The sequence below is a fragment of the Timonella sp. A28 genome (assembly GCF_051200815.1).
Taxonomy (GTDB): Bacteria; Actinomycetota; Actinomycetes; order Actinomycetales; family Cellulomonadaceae; genus Timonella.
Genome location: NZ_CP195159.1, coordinates 229,368 through 248,767, shown reverse-complemented (window position 1 = coordinate 248,767; position 19,400 = coordinate 229,368). Strand labels below are relative to the sequence as shown.

The 19,400-nt window shown below is 51.6% G+C and carries 24 protein-coding genes; 8 read left to right on the top strand and 16 right to left on the bottom strand.

Features of this window, described 5'->3' with window-relative positions; translation table 11 throughout:
• Nucleotides 1-216: 216 nt before the first annotated feature.
• Together ACR9EC_RS01190 and ACR9EC_RS01185 are read right to left on the bottom strand one after the other, a co-directional pair.
• Nucleotides 217-618 (bottom strand): hypothetical protein, encoded by a 402-nt coding sequence (locus ACR9EC_RS01190; RefSeq protein ID WP_435299704.1) that lies wholly within the window; start codon nucleotides 616-618, stop codon nucleotides 217-219.
• Nucleotides 619-659: 41 nt separating this feature from the next.
• Nucleotides 660-1,223, bottom strand: coding sequence for a hypothetical protein (locus ACR9EC_RS01185; RefSeq protein WP_435299703.1), 564 nt, complete (start codon nucleotides 1,221-1,223; stop codon nucleotides 660-662).
• A 640-nt stretch (nucleotides 1,224-1,863) separates the two neighbouring features.
• Here ACR9EC_RS01185 and ACR9EC_RS01180 point away from each other — a divergent pair.
• Together ACR9EC_RS01180 and trmB are read left to right on the top strand one after the other, a co-directional pair.
• Nucleotides 1,864-2,316, top strand: coding sequence for a hypothetical protein (locus tag ACR9EC_RS01180; protein WP_435299702.1), 453 nt, complete (start codon nucleotides 1,864-1,866; stop codon nucleotides 2,314-2,316).
• A gap of 104 nt (nucleotides 2,317-2,420) precedes the next feature.
• The gene (trmB, locus tag ACR9EC_RS01175) at nucleotides 2,421-3,314 is read left to right on the top strand and encodes a tRNA (guanosine(46)-N7)-methyltransferase TrmB (RefSeq protein WP_435299701.1); all 894 of its coding nucleotides are present in this window, start codon (nucleotides 2,421-2,423) and stop codon (nucleotides 3,312-3,314) included.
• Nucleotides 3,315-3,397: 83 nt separating this feature from the next.
• Here trmB and trxA read toward each other — a convergent pair whose 3' ends face one another.
• Nucleotides 3,398-3,763 (bottom strand): thioredoxin, encoded by a 366-nt coding sequence (gene trxA, locus ACR9EC_RS01170; RefSeq protein WP_435299700.1) that lies wholly within the window; start codon nucleotides 3,761-3,763, stop codon nucleotides 3,398-3,400.
• A gap of 221 nt (nucleotides 3,764-3,984) precedes the next feature.
• Between trxA and ACR9EC_RS01165 the strand changes: the two genes are divergently transcribed.
• Nucleotides 3,985-4,554 carry an NUDIX hydrolase family protein gene (locus tag ACR9EC_RS01165; protein ID WP_435299699.1) on the top strand — a complete coding sequence of 190 codons (570 nt, stop codon included), beginning with the start codon at nucleotides 3,985-3,987 and terminating at the stop codon, nucleotides 4,552-4,554.
• A 16-nt stretch (nucleotides 4,555-4,570) separates the two neighbouring features.
• Here ACR9EC_RS01165 and ACR9EC_RS01160 read toward each other — a convergent pair whose 3' ends face one another.
• The gene (locus tag ACR9EC_RS01160) at nucleotides 4,571-6,205 is read right to left on the bottom strand and encodes an ABC-F family ATP-binding cassette domain-containing protein (protein WP_435299698.1); all 1,635 of its coding nucleotides are present in this window, start codon (nucleotides 6,203-6,205) and stop codon (nucleotides 4,571-4,573) included.
• Nucleotides 6,206-6,259: 54 nt separating this feature from the next.
• Between ACR9EC_RS01160 and ACR9EC_RS01155 the strand changes: the two genes are divergently transcribed.
• Complete coding sequence (locus ACR9EC_RS01155) at nucleotides 6,260-6,664, top strand: DUF3054 domain-containing protein (protein WP_435299697.1); 405 nt, start codon at nucleotides 6,260-6,262, stop codon at nucleotides 6,662-6,664.
• Between the two features lie 29 nt (nucleotides 6,665-6,693).
• Here the strand turns inward: ACR9EC_RS01155 and rdgB are convergent, their stop codons facing one another.
• The 5 genes from rdgB to clpS form a co-directional block, all read right to left on the bottom strand.
• The gene (rdgB, locus tag ACR9EC_RS01150) at nucleotides 6,694-7,314 is read right to left on the bottom strand and encodes an RdgB/HAM1 family non-canonical purine NTP pyrophosphatase (RefSeq protein ID WP_435299696.1); all 621 of its coding nucleotides are present in this window, start codon (nucleotides 7,312-7,314) and stop codon (nucleotides 6,694-6,696) included.
• A 44-nt stretch (nucleotides 7,315-7,358) separates the two neighbouring features.
• Entirely contained in the window at nucleotides 7,359-8,162 is an 804-nt protein-coding gene (locus ACR9EC_RS01145; RefSeq protein WP_435299695.1) for an MBL fold metallo-hydrolase, read from the bottom strand.
• Complete coding sequence (gene murI / locus ACR9EC_RS01140) at nucleotides 8,159-8,965, bottom strand: glutamate racemase (RefSeq protein ID WP_435299694.1); 807 nt, start codon at nucleotides 8,963-8,965, stop codon at nucleotides 8,159-8,161. Before murI ends, ACR9EC_RS01145 begins: the two co-directional genes overlap by 4 nt.
• 77 nt (nucleotides 8,966-9,042) lie before the next feature.
• On the bottom strand, nucleotides 9,043-9,831 hold the full coding sequence (locus ACR9EC_RS01135; protein WP_435299693.1) for a DUF2017 family protein: 789 nt from the start codon (nucleotides 9,829-9,831) through the stop codon (nucleotides 9,043-9,045).
• Nucleotides 9,831-10,133, bottom strand: a complete 303-nt coding sequence (gene clpS / locus ACR9EC_RS01130) for an ATP-dependent Clp protease adapter ClpS (RefSeq protein WP_435299692.1) — start codon at nucleotides 10,131-10,133, stop codon at nucleotides 9,831-9,833. The genes ACR9EC_RS01135 and clpS overlap by 1 nt, the downstream gene beginning before the upstream one ends.
• Before the next feature lie 72 nt (nucleotides 10,134-10,205).
• On the opposite strand from clpS, the gene ACR9EC_RS01125 reads away from it, so the two are divergent.
• Nucleotides 10,206-11,528, top strand: coding sequence for a nicotinate phosphoribosyltransferase (locus ACR9EC_RS01125; RefSeq protein ID WP_435299691.1), 1,323 nt, complete (start codon nucleotides 10,206-10,208; stop codon nucleotides 11,526-11,528).
• 9 nt (nucleotides 11,529-11,537) lie between these two features.
• Here the strand turns inward: ACR9EC_RS01125 and ACR9EC_RS01120 are convergent, their stop codons facing one another.
• Both ACR9EC_RS01120 and ACR9EC_RS01115 read right to left on the bottom strand, forming a co-directional pair.
• On the bottom strand, nucleotides 11,538-13,328 hold the full coding sequence (locus tag ACR9EC_RS01120) for a DEAD/DEAH box helicase (protein WP_435300582.1): 1,791 nt from the start codon (nucleotides 13,326-13,328) through the stop codon (nucleotides 11,538-11,540).
• Nucleotides 13,329-13,423: 95 nt separating this feature from the next.
• Nucleotides 13,424-13,735, bottom strand: coding sequence for a DUF3039 domain-containing protein (locus tag ACR9EC_RS01115; protein ID WP_435300581.1), 312 nt, complete (start codon nucleotides 13,733-13,735; stop codon nucleotides 13,424-13,426).
• A 171-nt stretch (nucleotides 13,736-13,906) separates the two neighbouring features.
• On the opposite strand from ACR9EC_RS01115, the gene ACR9EC_RS01110 reads away from it, so the two are divergent.
• The 3 genes from ACR9EC_RS01110 to ACR9EC_RS01100 all read left to right on the top strand — a co-directional run bounded on the left by ACR9EC_RS01110 (nucleotide 13,907) and on the right by ACR9EC_RS01100 (nucleotide 17,016).
• Nucleotides 13,907-14,302 carry an RNA-binding S4 domain-containing protein gene (locus ACR9EC_RS01110; protein WP_435299690.1) on the top strand — a complete coding sequence of 132 codons (396 nt, stop codon included), beginning with the start codon at nucleotides 13,907-13,909 and terminating at the stop codon, nucleotides 14,300-14,302.
• 19 nt (nucleotides 14,303-14,321) lie between these two features.
• Nucleotides 14,322-15,656 carry a threonine/serine ThrE exporter family protein gene (locus tag ACR9EC_RS01105; RefSeq protein WP_435299689.1) on the top strand — a complete coding sequence of 445 codons (1,335 nt, stop codon included), beginning with the start codon at nucleotides 14,322-14,324 and terminating at the stop codon, nucleotides 15,654-15,656.
• Nucleotides 15,657-15,750: 94 nt separating this feature from the next.
• On the top strand, nucleotides 15,751-17,016 hold the full coding sequence (locus ACR9EC_RS01100; RefSeq protein ID WP_435299688.1) for an MFS transporter: 1,266 nt from the start codon (nucleotides 15,751-15,753) through the stop codon (nucleotides 17,014-17,016).
• Nucleotide 17,017: 1 nt separating this feature from the next.
• Here the strand turns inward: ACR9EC_RS01100 and ACR9EC_RS01095 are convergent, their stop codons facing one another.
• From ACR9EC_RS01095 to ACR9EC_RS01075, 5 genes are read right to left on the bottom strand one after another with little or no spacing between them, the layout of a single operon-like run.
• Nucleotides 17,018-17,284 (bottom strand): hypothetical protein, encoded by a 267-nt coding sequence (locus ACR9EC_RS01095; protein ID WP_435299687.1) that lies wholly within the window; start codon nucleotides 17,282-17,284, stop codon nucleotides 17,018-17,020.
• Nucleotides 17,285-17,286: 2 nt separating this feature from the next.
• The gene (locus tag ACR9EC_RS01090; RefSeq protein WP_435299686.1) at nucleotides 17,287-17,823 is read right to left on the bottom strand and encodes a hypothetical protein; all 537 of its coding nucleotides are present in this window, start codon (nucleotides 17,821-17,823) and stop codon (nucleotides 17,287-17,289) included.
• A 28-nt stretch (nucleotides 17,824-17,851) separates the two neighbouring features.
• Entirely contained in the window at nucleotides 17,852-18,427 is a 576-nt protein-coding gene (locus ACR9EC_RS01085; protein WP_435299685.1) for a hypothetical protein, read from the bottom strand.
• Nucleotides 18,428-18,445: 18 nt separating this feature from the next.
• Nucleotides 18,446-18,775 carry a hypothetical protein gene (locus ACR9EC_RS01080; protein WP_435299684.1) on the bottom strand — a complete coding sequence of 110 codons (330 nt, stop codon included), beginning with the start codon at nucleotides 18,773-18,775 and terminating at the stop codon, nucleotides 18,446-18,448.
• A gap of 26 nt (nucleotides 18,776-18,801) precedes the next feature.
• Nucleotides 18,802-19,209 (bottom strand): hypothetical protein, encoded by a 408-nt coding sequence (locus tag ACR9EC_RS01075; RefSeq protein WP_435299683.1) that lies wholly within the window; start codon nucleotides 19,207-19,209, stop codon nucleotides 18,802-18,804.
• Nucleotides 19,210-19,400 lie beyond the last annotated feature (191 nt).

The following is a 19,400-nucleotide window of genomic DNA, read 5'->3' as shown; positions in this document are numbered from 1 at the left end:
GAAACCCCTCCACATAAGAGGAATCTTCAAGAAAACCGCTACGCGGTAATACACATGAATGAATCGGAATAAACCGAAAAGTGAAGATCTTCAACAACCCGACCCTCACAGAAAAACGAAAACGACAAAACAATCCAACGCCTCCGTTAACAAAAAGAAAACAAATGCACCACACTTATTTATGCAGAATAGTTAAGTGCTCAAAGTTTCAACAGATCACACTCGAGCAGTTTTTGTTGCAAAATCACCAGATGCAACGCCTGAGTACGTAATCGTGGTTAATGAAGCAGGCTGCCCAAGACAAATTGCTGCAGTACAGCCGACGGAACCAGCTACAGCATTTGAAGCGTTTCCGTAACGTAAGAAATTTGTAGTCCCGCAAGGTGTACGCAATTGCACAGCTTCTCCAACTGCATAATTACTCACCCGTCTAACTGTCACTCTAATCCATACCCATAAAGCATCTTGATAAATTCCCGTTCTCAATTCAACCGCATGGTTGTAGGTGTAAAAATCTGAAGCAGTACGAGTGCTTTTAAAAGTAACAGAAAACGGGTTGATTTTTTTACCGCATGATGCAGCCATCATATTTTCCTTTCTCCAAGTCTGGAACAGCATCGAAAGAACTGTTCATAAGAAAGCCAGAAAGGTCTGCCGAGTTAACCTCTTTTTCTTCTAAAAACGCACGAATACGATTTTTTTGCATTGGATAATGCTTTTGAAACTGCTGCTTTAGATACACCACGCGATTTCGCTACTTGTTGCGCTGGTCTGTTATTTACCATTATTTCAACGAAAACAGACTTCTGTGTTTCTGGAAGGTCTGATATGAATTCATTCAACAAACCGCAGACAATCTGCAGTTTCCTCAAATACTCAATATGTTCTTGAGTTTTTACTAGTTCATCGTCGATTGCTGGACTACAGTGTTCATCCCTATTTCCATACGCGTTCCAGTTTTCGAATGAACAAAGTCGATTCTTGCGACGGTCCTGCCGCCACAAACTATGCCAACCGTTATACTCGTTTTTCCCGATCTCAGTGAGTATCTCTTGCGCAGTCCTAGGCTTTACTGCAGATGAGTCATTTGCAGTTCGAGAGCGGATTTCCAAGTCGCGCGTTACCAAAGCCTCAGCCTCTACCTCGCTCACCTCTGCAGTAAAACGCCGCATCTCAGACCTGTTTGCATTGGACAAAGGTTCGGAAATGATCGTGAGTTTCATATATCCTCCGCATATTTAAAGAGGCGCTCTAAAAGATGCTTTGCAAAAGCTTTATGCACTGCACAAGGAATCCTTAAATCTCCATCAAAACTAAAAAGCCTTCACCACTATCAGAACGAGTGTCAGTTTGATGCACATTAATGATAGAGATTAGTTTTTTTAAACAACAAAACATCTTTTAGTTAGCCTTTTCCTGAAAGAGTTGAAGGAGCTTTTCACTTGAAAGCCGAGAAAGTAGATAAAGTTAACCTAGTACCCTTACAGGCTATACTGACGTATCGGACAAGTGGGAAGATCGTAAAATATAGAATAGTGTAGTAGGGTCAGAACTTGAGCAATCTAAGGGCGCTCAATCACTTCACCTTATTTAGAGCTCAACACATTAGTTTTAAGAACCGTTACAGATCTCTTGAAACTGGCAGAAAACCATCGAAATTTTACATATTGAAATTTGTAAAACTTTCAGAAATTACACATATTTTTTGCAATACCTCTCAGCACGTACACTTCTACATTGAAAAGGATTGTTATGAGCGTGATAGATCGGGTGTTCTCTGTTTCACTTGTCTTTGCCTGCAGTGTTCTTTTCCTTGCAAGCTGCAGCGTTGATAAGACACCCACGCCCTTAGATTCCGCATCTATGACGCCTAACACAAGCAGCGAACCAACAAGCGAACCGTCCTCCTATGTGTTCGATATTGTTGAGGAAGAGCCCAGCCCAGAACCAGAACCTCGAGTTGTTCCTTCTGACCCGGCAATCATGTCCAAGATGTCTTGCGCACCGGTAGACCCAGCGCTCATTGAACGCATAAAAAAAGATTTTGGTAATCCAAAAAGGACAGTCCAAGTCAAAGTTGGGGAAGGGCTCGACCCTGATGAGATTTGGTGGGTCGTCGTGTTTGATTTGCCGCCATTTGAATCTTTTAAAGGCGGTTTTCGAGCTTTCCTTACCACGGCTCCAGGGCTACCTGCAGACGGTAAATGGATATCGTTGCGGGGTAAAGATACGTGGAGATCAGTTGATTGGGATGACGAAAAGTTAGTGCGCGGCCAATCAGCGCTCAGCAAAGGATATGAGTGCTTGGAAAATTAACAGGTGCTGACTGTGATGTATCGGGTTTCTTCTTTCGAGTCCGCGCTGGGTAGCATTACTAGGAAATGACCCGCTTTCATTGACTTGTCAGGCACGAGGAACGCATGTCCACAGAGGATAACTCCCCCACCCCCTCGCAGCAGCGTGAGGATGATTCGTTTTCGCAGAACACTGCCACACAGCATGACTCTGCTGAAACACGCACTCACGAATTTAGAGCCCGTATTGTTTCTTTCGCTGGCCGTTCAACCCGGTTAAAGGGCCGCCAAGAACGTGCTTGGGACGAGTTAGCACCCACGTACGTTATCGAACCTGAGCGCACGATTTCACGCACATCAATTGCGTCTCATGCTCGGCTCGATATTGATGCTGCGTTTTCTCGTTCGGGGGCCCCAACAATCGTTGAAATTGGTTCTGGGCAGGGCGAATGCGTAGCGAATGCTGCGTTAACCCACCCTGAAACAAACTTTCTCCCTATTGAGGTGTACCGTCCAGGGATTGCATCTACGCTGTACCGCATCCGCAAACACAAGCTAAACAATATTCGTATTGTTCAGGCTGATGCTGCTGAAGCACTCGGGCATTTCTTGCCGGGGTCTTCACTGACTGAGTTGTGGACGTTCTTTCCCGACCCATGGCATAAGTCACGGCATCACAAGCGCCGCCTTATCCAACCAGAGTTCACACCTAAAGCAGCGCGTGTACTTAAAGAAGGTGGCGTATGGCGGCTCGCCACTGACTGGGTGGAGTATGCCGAGCACATGGTTGATGTGATTAACGCCAGCCCATACTTTGACCTTGTGTCAGATTCGGAACGGTTCACTGGACGTGTCATCACCAGTTTTGAGCGAAAAGGCTTAGAAAAGGGCCGCATAATCACTGATTTAACGTATCGGCGTAACGCTACCCCCGTGTCGGCCGACGACATCGCACGGATGAGCGACAGTTACGCGCACGTGCATCAACCGTCATCTGACGTTGCCCGCGATGAAGACTAACTTTCGGTAGGTCTCAAAAACACGAAAAAGGGTGTGCCTCCAAGCCGCGCAGGCTGGTGGCACACCCTTTTTTAGATGTCAGGTTATGCGTTGTTTTGCTCAGCGATTTGAGCGCGCACGTCGTCCATGTCCAACGCTTTAACTGCGTCAACGACTTGCTGAAGTTGCGGTGCTGGTAGTGCGCCAGCCTGCGAGAACACCAACACGCCTTCACGGAATGCCATCAAAGTTGGGATGGAGGTGATGCCAGCAGCGGCTGCAAGTCCCTGCTCAGCTTCAGTGTCGACCTTACCGTGGTAGATGTCTGCGTTAGTTTCTGAAGACTTTTCAAAAACTGGCGCGAACATGCGGCATGGGCCACACCATTCAGCCCAAAAGTCAACGAATACGATGTCGTTGTTTGCGATAACCTCAGAAAATCCTGCTTCAGTAAGTTCGTGCGTTGCCATGTGGTTCCTCCAATGTGGATTGTTGTGCTCAGCCACTTCTCTACTTCTAAAGTGACTGTCCGACGGCAACGTGGCGAATGCCGAAGGTATCTGCTTGTAACGACGCTACAGGACTTCAAATTATTCCGAGGGTTTTCGGCTGTTGGCGAATCTCACTAAGAAAACCTACCCTCGGGTGTTGCAAACCTGCGCCAACTCACAAAACACGATAGAACCGATGTGTGACCAATACAGCAGACTTTGCACCACGAGACTTTGGCGACGACTTTTCCCGCCCAGCAGGCTGGCTTTCTGCCGAAGACATAACTAGCGCGCGCGGCCAACTACCACTCGTTTATGTTGACGCTGTTCCGGTTCGAGTTGATGAAGCAGGCGACGTGATTTCCGTTGGACTGCTGCTGCGGGCAACAGACTCCGGGCACATCACGCGAGCGCTCGTGTCTGGTCGCGTGTTGTATCACGAGCGGATTCGTGACGCGTTGTTGCGTCATATTGAGAAGGATTTGGGGCCTGTCGCGTTGCCGCTTGTGCCTGCTTCTCCGCAGCCTTTTACTGTTGCAGAATATTTTCCGACGCCTGGGATTACTTCGTATTATGATCCGCGGCAGCATGCGGTGTCGTTGGCTTATGTGGTTCCGGTGCGTGGTGATTGTGTGCCGCAACATAATTCGTTGGATCTTGCGTGGTTGACCCCTGAAGAGGCTGTGTCTGCTGAGGTTCTCGCTGAAATGCAGGGCGGCCAGGATGTGTTGTTGCGTCAGGCGTTAAGCCACGTTGGTCGGCTTGTGTAACGGTTTGGTTTGGTGGTTATAGGTCTAGGTGGGTCCACGTGGCAAAGTCTGCGCGCATTTGTCGGTCGTGGGTTGCGACGACGACTGCTGCGGAAGTTTTGATGAGTGCTTGGGTGAGGTCGTCGACGAGGTCTATTGACAGGTGGTTGGTGGGTTCGTCGAGGATGAGGACGTGTGGCATCGCGAGGAGTGCGCACGCCAGTTCGAAGCGTTTGCGTTGACCTGCTGAGAGTTCAGCGAAGGGCCGGTCGAGGATTTCTTCGCTGAGTAACCCAAGGTATGCGACTGGTACAACGTTTTCTGGGTCTAGTTTCCCACTCGAGAGTAGGTCGAGTGCGCGTTGCGCATACAAGTCAAAGCAGGTTGGGTGTGCGTCTGCGTTGATGGAGTTAAGTAGTGTGCTTTCTTGGCTGACGATTCCGCAGCGCAAGTCGTCGCGTGCTGTTCGGTAGCCTCTGCTGATGGGTTGGCTGCCGTCGAGGACACGCAAAAATGTTGATTTTCCTGACCCGTTTGGTCCGGTGACGAGTAGTCGTGACGCGGGTGTGATGGTTATTCTGCGTGCGGGTAGGTCGAGCATGGTGTGCCCGTTGTGGTCTGCCCGTATGTTGCGTACGTCTATGAGTGGGGAGTCTGGGTCCCATCCGGGAGACATTGCCGGCAGGTCTGGAAAGTTGAGTACGGGTGGCGGCGGCGGTATTTCTACAGCTTCTGCTTTAAGTTTTTCGACGAGCCGGTCTGCTGCTTTGACGTGTATGCGTGCGCGGGTTCCGCGCCGGTTTTTTTGTGAACCTTTGGGTGGCCGCCATTCGTCAGAGAGCCCTTCGTAGGTGCGGTCGAGCCTCTGTTCGAGTTGGATGGCGCGTTTGCGTTCTGCCCGGTAGCGCTGGTTCCAGCGCCGCCACGCCTCATTTTTAGCGAAACGAAACGCAAGGTATCCGGGTTGTCCGTAGAGGGATGGTTTTCCATCCATGGATGGGTCAAGGTCAAGTATTGCTGTTGCGACATCGTCGAGGAGCATACGGTCGTGGGTGACCACGATGATTGCGCCATGCCAGTTCATCATTGTTGCGGTGAGGTAGCTGATTGCTGCTTCGTCGAGATGGTTGGTGGGTTCGTCGAGGAGCAGGATGTCTTGGCGTTCAACGAGCGTGCAGGCGAGCCGCACCCGGTAGCGCTCCCCAACGGAAAGTTCACTAAGCAGGGTTTCTCTGCGAGTGCACGCAGATAGTCGAGTCAACGCTTCAGTGATGCGGCGTTCTGCATCCCATGCGGCAAGGTGTTCAACTTTTTCGAGTATGCGAGTGAGCTCCGCGAGGGAACCCGTGTTGTGGTCAAAATTGTGGGCTGCGGTTTCGAGCTGCGCGGCAGCATCATGCAGGGCAGCCAATGATGTGTCGATAATGTCCCCCACCGTAGTGTGCGGTGGGGTGTCGAACTCTTGAGGAACATACGCGCGGGTGCCCTGCGTGCGCACTGTCCCCACCTGCGGGTGCAGTTCTTGAGCGAGAACACGCAACAATGTTGTTTTGCCTGAACCGTTTTCGCCAACAAGTGCTAGCCGGTCTCCTTGCGAGACGCGCACATCAACTCCCGATAGTACGCGCCTACCCGGATAGTGATATTCAATGTTCTCGGCTATTACATGCATCGTTTCATACTAGTTCTAAGGTGGAGGGATACAGCGTTGGTATAGGGTTGAGGCGTGAAAAAAACGTGGTTGTGGGCTGCCCTTGACGTGACATTCGTGCTGCTTTTTGCGGCGTCGGGACGCTCTTCACATGCTGAAGAAAACACTATCGTTGGGGTGTTAACAACTGCTTGGCCGTTCCTCACCGGGCTTGCTATTGCGTGGCTCGTCACACGGCAGTGGCGGAACATTCACGACTTTCCTGTTGCCTTACGTATTTGGCCGTCAGCGTGTGCGCTCGCGGTTATTACGTGGGGTGTTGGCTTGCTGTTGCGGTTGAGTAGCGGTCAAACAAATAGTGGTGGTTTCCCGCTGGTTGCGTTAGGTTTTCTTGTTTTGATGCTTGTGGGCTGGCGTATTGTGTGGAGTTCTATGGTGAAGATCCAGCGCAAGCGTGTGCACGGTTCAGTTAACGGTTAAACCTGCACTGCCTGCTACTTTTTTGATCGTTACGCACCGAGTACGTTTGTGATGTGTGCGGCGAGCGCACGGAACGCTTTTCCGCGGTGGCTAATAGCGTGTTTTTCGTTTGGTGTGAGTTCGGCGCAGGAGCGGGTTTCGCCGAGTGGCTGCAAGATTGGGTCGTACCCGAATCCGCCGTTTCCGCGTCGTTCAAAGAGGAGGGTTCCTTCGAGGGTTCCTTCTTCGACGTGTTCGTGACCGTCTGGGGTGACGAGGGCGGCAGCGCACACGAATCGGGCGCGACGATGTGGTTCGTCAATGTCGGAAAGTTGTGCGAGGAGTAGGTCAAGGTTCGCGGCGTCGTCGCCGTGTTTCCCTGCCCAGCGTGCAGAAAATATGCCCGGTGAGCCGCCTAGTACGTCGACGGCTAACCCTGAGTCGTCGGCGATGGCTGGGAGTCCTGTTGCTTTGCATAGGGCGCGAGCTTTGATCAACGCGTTTTCTGCGAAGGTTACGCCGTCTTCTTTGGGTTCTGGAACCCCGAAGTCGCGTGCCCCAACGATCTCTTCAGCGCTGAACGGTAGTGCGTCCATGTTGGAAAGGATTGCCCGCAGCTCTCCCACCTTGTGTTCGTTGTGTGTGGCAAGGACAAGGCGTGGCTGTGACATTGTTAGGGGTAACTCCGATTCGGGTAACTTGTGTTGCGTAATCTTTAGAAAGAATATGTTGTGCCGGGTTCTGCAATGTGTGTTTCACCAGCGTATTCGTTGCGTGCTTCAGCGCGGGTAATCTCTGGGTCATTCCATGACGGTATGTGCGTCAGGATGAGTCGTTTAGCTTTGCTGTCTGTAGCGATGCGTGCGGCCCGCTTGCCGGTGAGGTGCAGGTCGACGATGCCGTCGTCGCGTCCTTCAAGGAAAGCTGCTTCGCAGAGGAACACGTCAGCGTTTCGTGCAATGTCGCGTACGCCTTGGCAGTCGTCGGTGTCCCCCGAATAACCTAATACGACGGTACGAGACGGGTCATGTTCGGAAGGTCCAGAGATGCGGAATCCGTAGGCTTCGACTGGGTGGTTCACTTCATGCACGTCGATAGTGAACGGCCCAACAGTCACAGTAGAGCCGCACTTCCATGGCACATGCGTGAACTGTGTGTCCATAGATTCGCCGTCTTCTAGCCCGTATGCAACCGCAAACCTGTCTGCCGCGTCAGTGGGAGCGAACACGGGTATGGGGTTGCGGTCAGAAAATTCTGTACCCCACTGCGGATGGTACTTGTAGTACACGTAGTAGCCGCTCAAATCTGAGCAGTGGTCTGGATGCAGGTGCGTGATCGCGAGCGCATCAACATCAAACGGGTCAATGTGGCGTTGCAATGCGCCAAAAGCACCCGAACCGAGGTCTAACACTATGGACCATTCGCGTCCGTTCGGGTCGGTGGCTTGCACGAGGTAGCACGATGCCGGAGATTGGGGGCCAGCATACGAGCCGGACATTCCCACTACGGTGAGTTTCATGCCATTGTCTCCACTCGTGATACTTCTGGCCCGAGGAAGCGTCGAGCAAGTTCAGTAAATACTGCGCTGTCGCCGGTGGACCGGAATTGGTGTTCTGGTGCGGGAGCATCGGAGTCGCGTTCTAACCCGTATTCGAGCAGTGTGCGGTACACGCTTTTAGCGGTTTCGTCGGAACTTGAGACGAGGGTGACGTCTTCTCCCATCACATAGGAGATCACACCAGCAAGTAGCGGGTAGTGGGTGCACCCCAAAATGAGGGTGTCGACGTCTGCTTCGCGGATAGGTTCAAGATACCGGTGTGCGGCATCCAGTACGCGCGGGCCAGTGGTGATGCCTGCTTCAACGAGTTCAACAAATTCGGGGCAGGCCTGTGAGGTCACAGTAATGTTTTCGGCGATGGAGAGCGCATCGTCGTAGGCGCGTGAGTCCACTGTCGCTCGCGTACCGATAACTCCGACGCGCCCTGACCTAGTTGAGGACACTGCGCGTCGCGCGGCAGGGAGGATCACTTCAACAACAGGTATCCCACGTTTCACGGTGTAACGTTCGCGTGCGTCCCGCAGTACCGCAGCAGAAGCCGAGTTGCAGGCGATGACGAGCATCTTTACGCCTTCGTTGACGAGCTCGTCCATAATTTCCAGCGCAAAAGAACGCACAGCGGCAAGAGGCTTGGGGCCATACGGCGAATTCGCGGTGTCTCCAATATATAAAACAGACTCGTGTGGGAGTTGATCCAAAATGGATCGCGCCACAGTGAGCCCACCAACACCAGAGTCAAAGATTCCAATCGGCGAATTGTTCACATATAGAGAGTAACGTTTAGGGTCCACAGATGAGCTATCCAGCTACCGTGGGAACCCCCACAGTGATACACCACACACTATTTTTGTGGCGGTCTGGAACGCATCTCATCCAGCATGCACCCCACCAACGACTCCTGCAAAAAGCCTGCTAACTCAAACAGGATTCCCATAATGTAGCGGCGTTCATCGTCGTCGGACATGTCCTCTTCGTCCAGTGCCCCTGTCATTAAATCTTGCTGGATGCCCACCACAAAATCGTGTAAGTCTTCCGAGTCGCCGTCTGTTTTCAGGTCGAGGCGCTCCCCCAACACAATCCGAATGTCCCCCAACGCGCCAGCGATCGCTTCAGTGTTTTCGCCAGGGACCACAAACTCTAAGTGTTCGTCGTCGTCACGGCTCGGGTCGACGTCTGTGAGCAGGGCAGAAAACATGAGCAGGCGCTGCACTTTTTGTTCGCGAAGATCAAAATCTGTGAACTTGCGAAACTCTGCAGCGATTTCGGCGTCTAACGACGCGTCTGGCAGCAGCCTACGAATGGCAGGGTCCGTGGGGATATACGGTTCGTCATAGTTATTTAAGGCAGACAGTAGCCGCTCTAAGTTCTCGGCAATGGTTTCTGCATCTTGGTCGCGAGAAAACTCCTCATGATTGATCACGCTGCTGGCTGCATCATGCGAATCGTATGATGAATACTCTGAGTTTTCAGGCTCGTCGTTAAACTCTGAACCGTGCCCTACGCCATCTTCTTCACCTAAAAGCTCCACCACATCCGCGGCAGCACGCACAAGGAAAAGCCTCTCCCCTGTTGTCAGGTAGGCAATAAAATTGCCGTCTTCAAAGGGGGACGCACCAAAAGGTCTAGCCACTACGCATCGCTCCGTTGCATTGTCGCCCACAAGCCGTAACCGTGCATGGCTTGCACATCAAATTCGATCTTCTCGCGACTTCCCGAAGCCACTACAGCCCGACCCTCACGATGCACCTGCATCATCAAGGTGTGGGCTTTTTCCTGCGAAAAACCAAAATAGCTTTCAAAAACGTAAGCCACATAATTCATTAAGTTCACCGGATCGTTCCACACGATCACAACCCACGGCGCGTTCGGTTGCGTCGACACGTCGCTGTCGGGTTGATTGTGATGAATTGGCTGCGTACTCACACTACTCATCGTATGGTCCTCGACCTGCTACTCGCACTTGCGGCACGCGTGAAAAACACAAGGTGCATTACCTTTGTACCTATGGGAACCGCACTCCTTACAGACAAATATGAACTCACAATGATTCAAGCCGCACTCAAAAACGGCACCGCCCACCGTACATGCGTTTTTGAGCTCTTCACGCGCCGTCTTCCCTCGTGGCGGCGTTACGGCGTGGTTGCGGGAACCGGCCGGTTTCTTGAAGAACTCCACACGTTCCGTTTCACCCCCACAGATATCGACTATCTGCACGGTGAAGGAAAACTCAACGACGACACCTTGTCTTTCCTCGAAACTTTCACCTTTTCAGGTGACATTTACGGATACGCCGAAGGTGAAGTTTACTTCCCCAATAGTCCCATCATGACTGTTGAAAGTGACTTCGCACATGCCGTTATTCTCGAAACTCTTGCCCTATCTATTTTGAATCATGACTCTGCGGTCGCTTCCGCTGCATCACGTATGACCGGTGCCGCAAAAGGGCGACCCTGTTTAGATATGGGGGCTCGTCGGGCACACGAATACGCGGCCGTTAGCGCAGCCCGTGCCGCATATGTTGCAGGGTTCACAGGAACGTCCAACTATGAGGCGGCTCGACTCTACGGGATACCTGCAATTGGTACCGCCGCGCACGCGTTTACACTGCTGCACGACAGCGAAGAAGAAGCCTTTGCCGCGCAAATCGATTCCTTTGGCACCGACACAACCCTCCTCGTCGACACCTATGATGTAACACGCGGCGTCGAAACAGCTATCAAGGTTGCAGGAACATCACTCGGTGCAGTACGACTCGACTCCGGCGACCTTGGCGTGCAAGCCGTAGAAGTCCGCAAACAACTTGACGCGCTTGGCGCAACCAACACAAAAATCACCGTCACATCCGACCTCGACGAATACGCCATAGCCGGACTTTCTTCCGCACCCGTTGACTCCTACGGGGTGGGCACAAAACTTGTGACAGGTTCAGGAGCCCCCACATCGTCCATGGTGTACAAGCTAGTTTCTAGAGAAAACTCCAACGGCGTAATGGAACCCGTAGCGAAAGCCTCAACGTCAAAAACATCGGTGGGAGGCCGCAAAACCGCTGTTCGTGAATTCAACGACGACGGTAAAGCAGCCAGCGAAACCCTCCTCATCGGCACCCCAGAAGACACCCAACAATGGATGAGCGCACACCCGCAAGCGCGCCCGCTGCATGTGCCTCTGGTGCGTTCAGGTCAGGTCGATGCCACATGGACTGGACGCGACGGGCTTGAACGCGCTGTAGCCCGCCACCACGACTCACGTGCTGAACTCCCCCGCAACGCCATGCGCCTATCAACAGGGGAAGTAGCTATCCCAACAGTGACACACACCCTGAGCTAACCCAGCGGTTTACTTACGCCCAACAAACCAGCCGCGCACAACCTCAACACGATTTTCGAGTTGTGCGAGGCTGGCTTGAGGCACCTCTGGGCCACCAGAACGACGACGCAACTCGTTATGAATCGAACCATGAGGCTGCCCAGACCGGCGCGCCCACGCATTCACAAGCTGTTGCAGCTCTTTACGTAACGCTGCCGCTTTACGGTGATCCATTTCAGATCGTTCCGCTTCAACAGCACGCTGCGACGCAGAACGTGACGTCAAATGCTCCGACTGCCGCTGCCGCAACAATACGCTCACCTGATCTGCGTCAAGCAAACCAGGCAGCCCCAAAAAGTCGAGTTCTTCTTGTGAGCCAACATCCGCGCCCGCACCAAACTCGCCACCATCAAACAAGATTTTGTCGAAAGACGCCGACGATTCCAGCATTTCAAAAGAACCCTGAATGAGCTCCGATGATGCCTTCTCTTCACGGTTAGCCTCAGCAACTAACGCATCTTCAGGGTTATACAGCGACGACTCATCACCGGTTGTTTTCCGGTCGAGTGCGTGATCGCGTTCCTCTTCCATCGTGTTCGCGAGCGCCAACAAAGGCCCAACAGAGGGCAAGAAAACGGAGGCTGTTTCGCCACGTTTACGGGCGCGAACATAGCGTCCTATGACTTGGGCAAAGAACAATGGGGTTTGGGTGCTTGTGGCATACACGCCAACTGCAAGCCGGGGCACGTCCACGCCCTCGGACACCATGCGCACTGCGACCATCCAACGATCGGTGGAGTTTGAGAACTCGTCGATTCGTTTCCCTGCCCCTGAATCGTCTGAAAGCACGACCGTAGGTGAAGTTCCAGTGATTCGGGCGAGGTGTCCAGCATAGGCGCGTGCGTCGTCTTGGTCGGATGCGATAACGAGTCCACCCGCGTCAGGGATGGCTCGACGCACTTCGGTGAGTCGCTTGTCGGCTGCCGCAAGTACGGAAGGTATCCATTCGCCTTGTGGGTCGAGTGCGGTACGCCAAGCCTGCGATGTCATGTCTTTAGTCATGGCTTCGCCCAAGTTCGCGGCAAGTTCGTCACCTGCCCGCGTACGCCATCGCATAGACCCGGCATAGGACATGAAAATGACCGGGCGCACAACGTGGTCTTTGAGGGCTTGCCCGTAACCGTACGTGTAGTCGGCCACTGACCGTCTGATTCCGTCGTGGTCTTTTTCGTATTTTACGAATGGGATTGCTGCAGTGTCTGACCGGAATGGCGTTCCGGTGAGGCTGAGTCGTCGTGTAGCTAGGTCGAACGCTTCGTGGATTGCGTCGCCCCACGATAGTGCGTCACCGCCGTGGTGAACTTCGTCGAGAATGACGAGGGTGCGCGCGTTTTGTGTGCGGTTGGCATGCAAGGCAGGGTTTGCGGCAACCTGCGCGTATGTGAGGGCCACACCGTCGTAATAGTCGGCGGTTTTTCCTTGCGCGTTTTTATAGTTCGGGTCGAGTTGGATACCAACTCGTGCGGCAGCGTCAGCCCACTGATGCTTTAAATGTTCGGTGGGTGCAACAACCGTCACTTTACGTACGACGCGTCGTTCTAAAAGTTCAGTTGCAAGACGCAACGCGAACGTTGTTTTACCTGCGCCGGGGGTTGCTACGGCAAGGAAGTCTCGTGGTTCTTGCTCTCGATACAAATCGAGTGCTTCGGCCTGCCATGCCCGAAGTTTGGTTGCGGTTCCCCATGGTGCACGGGTCGGGAAGGTCGGCGACAGGTGGGATGCGGCAGCGACGGAAGCAGCTTGTGGAGCTCGCGCCGACATGGGCAACTGGTCACCTGCTGAGAGGCCTCGCTGTGCGTGTGCGTCAGCGGAGTCCTCGTCTATTTCGGTCGCTGAAAAGAGATCCAGCTCGGAATTCACTTGCTGTCGTCACCTGCACCAGGGTCGTTGTCTTGTGGGTCTCGTAGCCCGTCATAAATTTCTTTACAGATGGGGCAGACCGGAAACTTTTTTGGGTCTCGTCCAGGAACCCATACTTTTCCGCACAAGGCGATGACTGGACGCCCGCTTAAAGCAGACTCCATGATTTTTTCTTTCCGCACATAGTGTGCGAAACGTTCGTGATCGCCAGGTTCGGTTTGTTCTGTTGTTTCGGTTCTTTCTAACAAACTCGTTGATGTTTGACCTGAACCGGTTGAGGGGTCGTCAACGAATGGGTCTGGCGGCATAGAGCCGCGCGGAGCCTGCCCCGGGGTGTGGGTTGCGCCGGGCATTACTGTGAATTGAACTTGTGCACCACGAAAGGTCATGCTCAAAAGTCTACGACGACCATCAGACGTCTGCGGTGCTTGCTCGTGTTCGGTCACGAATCTTCACATCCACCGCGTAACCTATTTTGTATGGAAACCCCCGAAAATGTTGGCCCCGCACGAGCCCGCGTTGACGTGTGGGTGTGGGCAACACGACTCGCCAAGACCCGTAGTGTCGCGGCGGCTGGATGCCGCGCTGGGCACGTTCGTGTCAACAATGAGCGAGCCAAACCGTCCACACCGGTCAAACCCGGCGACACGATTCGAGTGTTTTCTGAAGCAGGTGAACGAATCGTTGAAGTGCGCACCATCATCCTCAAACGAGTTAGTGCACCCATCGCCGCCACCTGCTATATAGACCACACGCCCCCACCGCCGCCTAAAGAAGAACGCGCCCTCGTGGCCGTTCGTGAACGAGGCTCAGGGCGTCCTACAAAACGCGAACGTCGTGAACTTGACCGGCTTCGCGGCCACACCAATTTTTAACCCTGCGAAAGGAGCTTTTGTGCCAAACGATTCGAGAATGCTTCGTCGGCCTATGCAGCTGCTACGCGGAATCCTTTTCAAGGACGAACGCTCTTCCGCCCCCATCCAACGCCCCGAAGACAAGATTGATCGTCTCCTCACTATGATGCGAGTCCTTGGGCTCGCCATGCTTAACTCCCATCAAGCAACCGTGGACGTCCACGAAACCATGCATGACATAGCGCGCGCCTACAATATGCCGCCCGTTCGCGTCGTCATCTTGCCAACAGTGTTTGCCGTCCAAGTCGAAGGAACCGACCGACGCAGCGAAATCGGCGCCTCAGAAGGCCACGACCTGCGCCTCGACCAAGCCGCAGAAATAGACGACATCGTCGACCTAGCGAAACGCGGCGTCATCGAACCCGACGACGCCATCAACCGCGTAGAACGCATCATCGCATCACCGCCACGGTTCAACACGGCGATTCGACTCCTCGGGCAAATCACGATGACCCTAGCCATCGGGCTACTCATCAACCCGGCGCTTCCAGCGATCCCCGCCTACATTATTTTGGGTGTCATAGTTGGTTTGCTGCTCCTGCTTGGCGAGAAAGTATCCACGCTTGCCGTCGCAATGCCTGTCATCTGCGCGATCGTCGTCACCGTTGTTACGTCGCTGTTCCTCACCGACTTCACCCACGAAGTCCCTATGAGGCTGATAGCTCCCGCGCTGGTCACCTTCCTACCCGGACTGACGTTAACGATCGCGGCGCTAGAACTCACCCGCAACGAAGTTATTTCCGGGTCTACGCGACTCATTTATGGCGTCTCACAACTACTTTTGCTGTCGTTCGGTGTTGTCATCGGTCTAGCTATCGTCCCTGATTCCTCAGCATCCAACGAAGTAGTCCTCAATTCCATCGGACCGTGGACTCCCCTGCTGGGTATCGCACTCCTCGCCCTCGGGTATGTTCTCTCTCGTTCCGCCCCTGAAGGCTCCTACTTGTGGCTCGTCTTAGCGCTTGTCGTCACTTATGGTGCGCAACGCCTCGGGCTACTTATCGTGCCAGCCGAATATTCCGGTTTCTTTGGTGCGCTCGTTGTCGTGCCGTTATCGCGTTTTCTTGCCCGTTTTAAAACAGCGCCGAGCGCCATGGTCACACAACTGGTCTCATTCTGGATCCTAGTGCCAGGATCGCTCGGATTTATTGGTTTCACAGAAGCTGCGACAGGCTCAGCCGAAACTGTGAGCTCACTTGTGACGACAGGGATGGCGTTGTTCTCCATTGCTTTAGGTGTCATTGTCGGCTCGGGTCTGTACCGCGACACCAGAAAGTTCAGCTCAGACGCGACACTCACCGGCATCGCACAATAAAATCGTTCGGGGCCGCGCACAATGGTGCGGCCCCGAACAGCACAAAGACACGAATCACATATACCCCCGGGCGTATGTGAACTAGAGTTAACACGTGAGTCTTTCCGCAGAAACCTACGCCACCTTCGCACCACTACAAAAACGCGTACGACGAGTCCTCTCCCTCGCACAAATATTCTCCGGAATCGGCAGTGGTGCGGTCGTCTCAGTAGGCGCGCTCCTCGCCGTTGAACTCTCAGGTTCCACATCCTGGGGCGGGTCCATGACCACCGCAATGACCTTAGGTGCCGCCCTCGCCGCAATGCCCCTCGCCCGCTACGCCGCACGCTACGGCCGACGACTAGCCCTCGTCTCAGGCATAGCAATCGCGTGGCTTGGCGTCATGAGCGCAATCGCCGCATCCATCATGGGTGCGTTTCCGCTGCTCCTCACAGCCGGAACACTCATCGGTGTTGGAACAGCCGTCAACCTACAAGCCCGCTTCGCTGCAACCGACCTCGCCGCACCAGAACATAGAGCACGAGACCTCTCCCTTGTCGTATGGACAACAACTATCGGATCAGTAGCAGGCCCAAACCTCCTAGGCGTTGGCGAAAGCATTGGTGCAACATTAGGTCTGCCGCCCTACACCGGAATCTTCGTCATCTCCGGTACAGGCATGCTCGCTGCCGCGCTCATACTCTTCTTCGGTTTGCGTCCAGACCCGTCACTCGTCCTAGCACAAGCAACACAATCAGCGTCAAGTGCCCCCACCATTGCACGCACTTCACTTAAAGACTCACTACATGTTTTCCGCGGTAACCATCAAGCGCTTTCTGGCCTCATCGCGATAGTTGCAGGGCACGCAGTCATGGTTGCAATCATGTCGGTTACATCAGTGCACATGAACACTCATGGCACATCTTTAACCATTATCGGTTTCACTATCTCGCTACACATTTTGGGTATGTACGCGTTCTCGCCGCTTGTTGGGTTAATGAGTGACAAAGTAGGGGCCCTCCCAACCATTTATGCGGGCGGTGCAGTTCTTATCGTGTCAGTACTGTTTGCGGGATTAGGCGCACACAACAACACCCTTGTGACAGTCGGACTTTTTTTGCTTGGTTTAGGGTGGTCAATAGTGACTGTTGCAGGAGCTGGACACATCACAGCGCATGTTTCCTCCAACGAGCGTTTAGCAGTTCAAGGCGCAAGCGACATGTTCATGAGCCTTGCTGGCGGGTTAGGTGGCATCTTTGCCGGGCTAACCCTAGCCAGCATCGGCTACATGGGATTAAACCTTGCCGCGGGTCTACTTACCGCTGGAATGATCGTGTTCATCGTTGCATTAAACAACGTTTCACGACAGCCAAAACCATGAACTAATGGTCTTCCTCGTTCTTAGTTTCTCGAAATAAATTTCTTTCCTTTTCTACAAAAAGAAACAATTCGAGACCGGTTTCATTCAAGGAACTACCGACACACCTGAATTGAAGGCCCTTTAAGTCATAAGGGTCGAAGGGGTACTTTTCAAAAAGTTCAGATACACCCAATAAAGTTTCGTGAAGGCTTGCCCCATCAGCACTGACGGAGACAGTAAGGTCATCCCACTCTTTTTCCTCTTCGGAATAGAAAACACGAACTGCCATGGTTACTTTCCCCTTAAAACAGTTATTCGCAACTCAGGATAAGGTCGTATTTCTTCATCGAAGGAATGCACGTAACGAATACTTTCGACGTGACGAAAATTCAGATCGTTTTCCTTCACAAAATCTGCTGCTTTACGAAAAAGCAGAGGTAGAGAATCTTGATTTTCTCCTGGATCGTTCCTGACAACATACACGTGAGCTTTATGAACTTCAGCCATATCTTTTGCCTGCACTTTCCCAGTAACTTTTTTCAAACGTGGATACACTTCAGGCCGAAGGTTGTTCCACTTCTGTTTTTTCCACTCAACAAAAACCGAAGAAAAGTCAGCACACGAATCAGGGCGTTCAAATATGAGATCCAGCGCAAAAATATCGTTTGGATGAGTTTTTAATTTTTCGAGAATTGTAGCCGAAAAACGTAAATGCTCTTCCGCCGTATTTTCCGCTTTAAAGTTGTATGTTGTGTTGTATAAACTGCCAACACTGTATCCGGTATCAAACACCGATACAACTATATTTCCCGATCCAGCCTCTTTCATTTCATTTTCCTCATGTGCGTTACTTAATTTATTCTTTATTTTTTCCGCGGATCGAGTTGAAAAGATTTTTAGCTTCTTCTCGAAAACTGAAATCCGTGTCTTCATCATGTATTTCTTGTACAGGAGGTGTAAGGCCTAATCGCTCATTTAGCGCATCCACCTTTTTCTCAACACCCTCTTCCATCCCAAAACAAGCATTAAATGTTAGTTCCGTTCCATCATTTAAAAACACACAAGGAACATCGAATGGAGAATCTTCCCAATGTAAAAATGTTTCCACATCATCTAGGGCGTCCCAAGAAGTAGCAAAGTATAAAATATTTTCAAGTGGGACCCTTCGAGTAACAAAAAATCCACGATAAACTAACATGTTATGTTTTATGCGAAGACCATAAACAAATGATCGGATAAAGAAAATGAAAGACGGTATTAAAAGAATCCAAAAAAACACGTCAGTAAGACTGTCCAAGATTGGGCCTGAAAGCATTCCGATAGATAATGCAATCAAAAAAATAAAATTTACAGTTCGGGTGATACCACGAGAAGCTTTAGGTTTTTCAAAACCTGTCTTTACACTAGAAAAAATCATTTCTCCATCTTTCAATGAGCAACAATATTGAATCTACAGTTCTTGCATTTTTTCTTTATATTCACTTAACCTTTCATTCTTTGCGTCTAGAAGTTTTTGCGTTTCGACTTCATGCTCTTTTTTCATTGCGAGGGTTGAATCTTTTTTTGGAAAAGTCGCATAAACCATCTCTGGGATTGGAATAACAAGCATCATGATGCCCACATTCAAAGGTTCTTCAAAAGAAGAAAACATAGAAAAGCAGAAAACGAGCAAAATGCAGAAAACGAGCAAAATGCAGAAAATATCCCAGATCGCTATCCTTAGAAATAAACGTGCATAGGAATTATCCTCAAGATGATCGATGTTAATTTTCTCTTTCATCCAAGAAAATTTATATCTTAATGACATTATTTGATTCCCTTTTGAGATGTGATCACTCGTAGCGCCCAGTCAACCGTTTTTGGTGAAAAAGAAATATCAATAATGCTACCGTCGGTTAAAACAGCTCGGTGAACATATAGGTTATCTACTTCGTCAAAAAATCCGAGTGTAGTACATTCCCTAGAGCGCATGTCGATTTTTTCAATAGAAAGGCTTATAGTTTTGCATCTCATGTAACCTGGCCCGATGTCCCAGACTCTATTCTGCCAACTATCACCGATACCTTTTACATACCCTTCAGGCGCTCCAACGGAAGCTTGGATTTTCCCTTCCTGCTGAAGCGACTTAGCGCGCTTGTTTACTTGTTTTTCCCACAGCATTGCCCCAAGAAAATCGACCACAGAGTCTCCCATATGAGCAGGTAGATTGATCATTTTCAACTACATCATACGCAAGAAACCACCCAGATAGGTAGAGTTAGGACAGTTGAGGTCATTCAACTTAAAAAAAGTCAGAAAGGTTCACCAAATTATGTACGGCTCATACGGATCTTGAAAATCACTTGGAGAGCCTTTGACTATTTCTTTTGTTTTCAAAAACATTTCCTCTATTTCGTCAATATAAT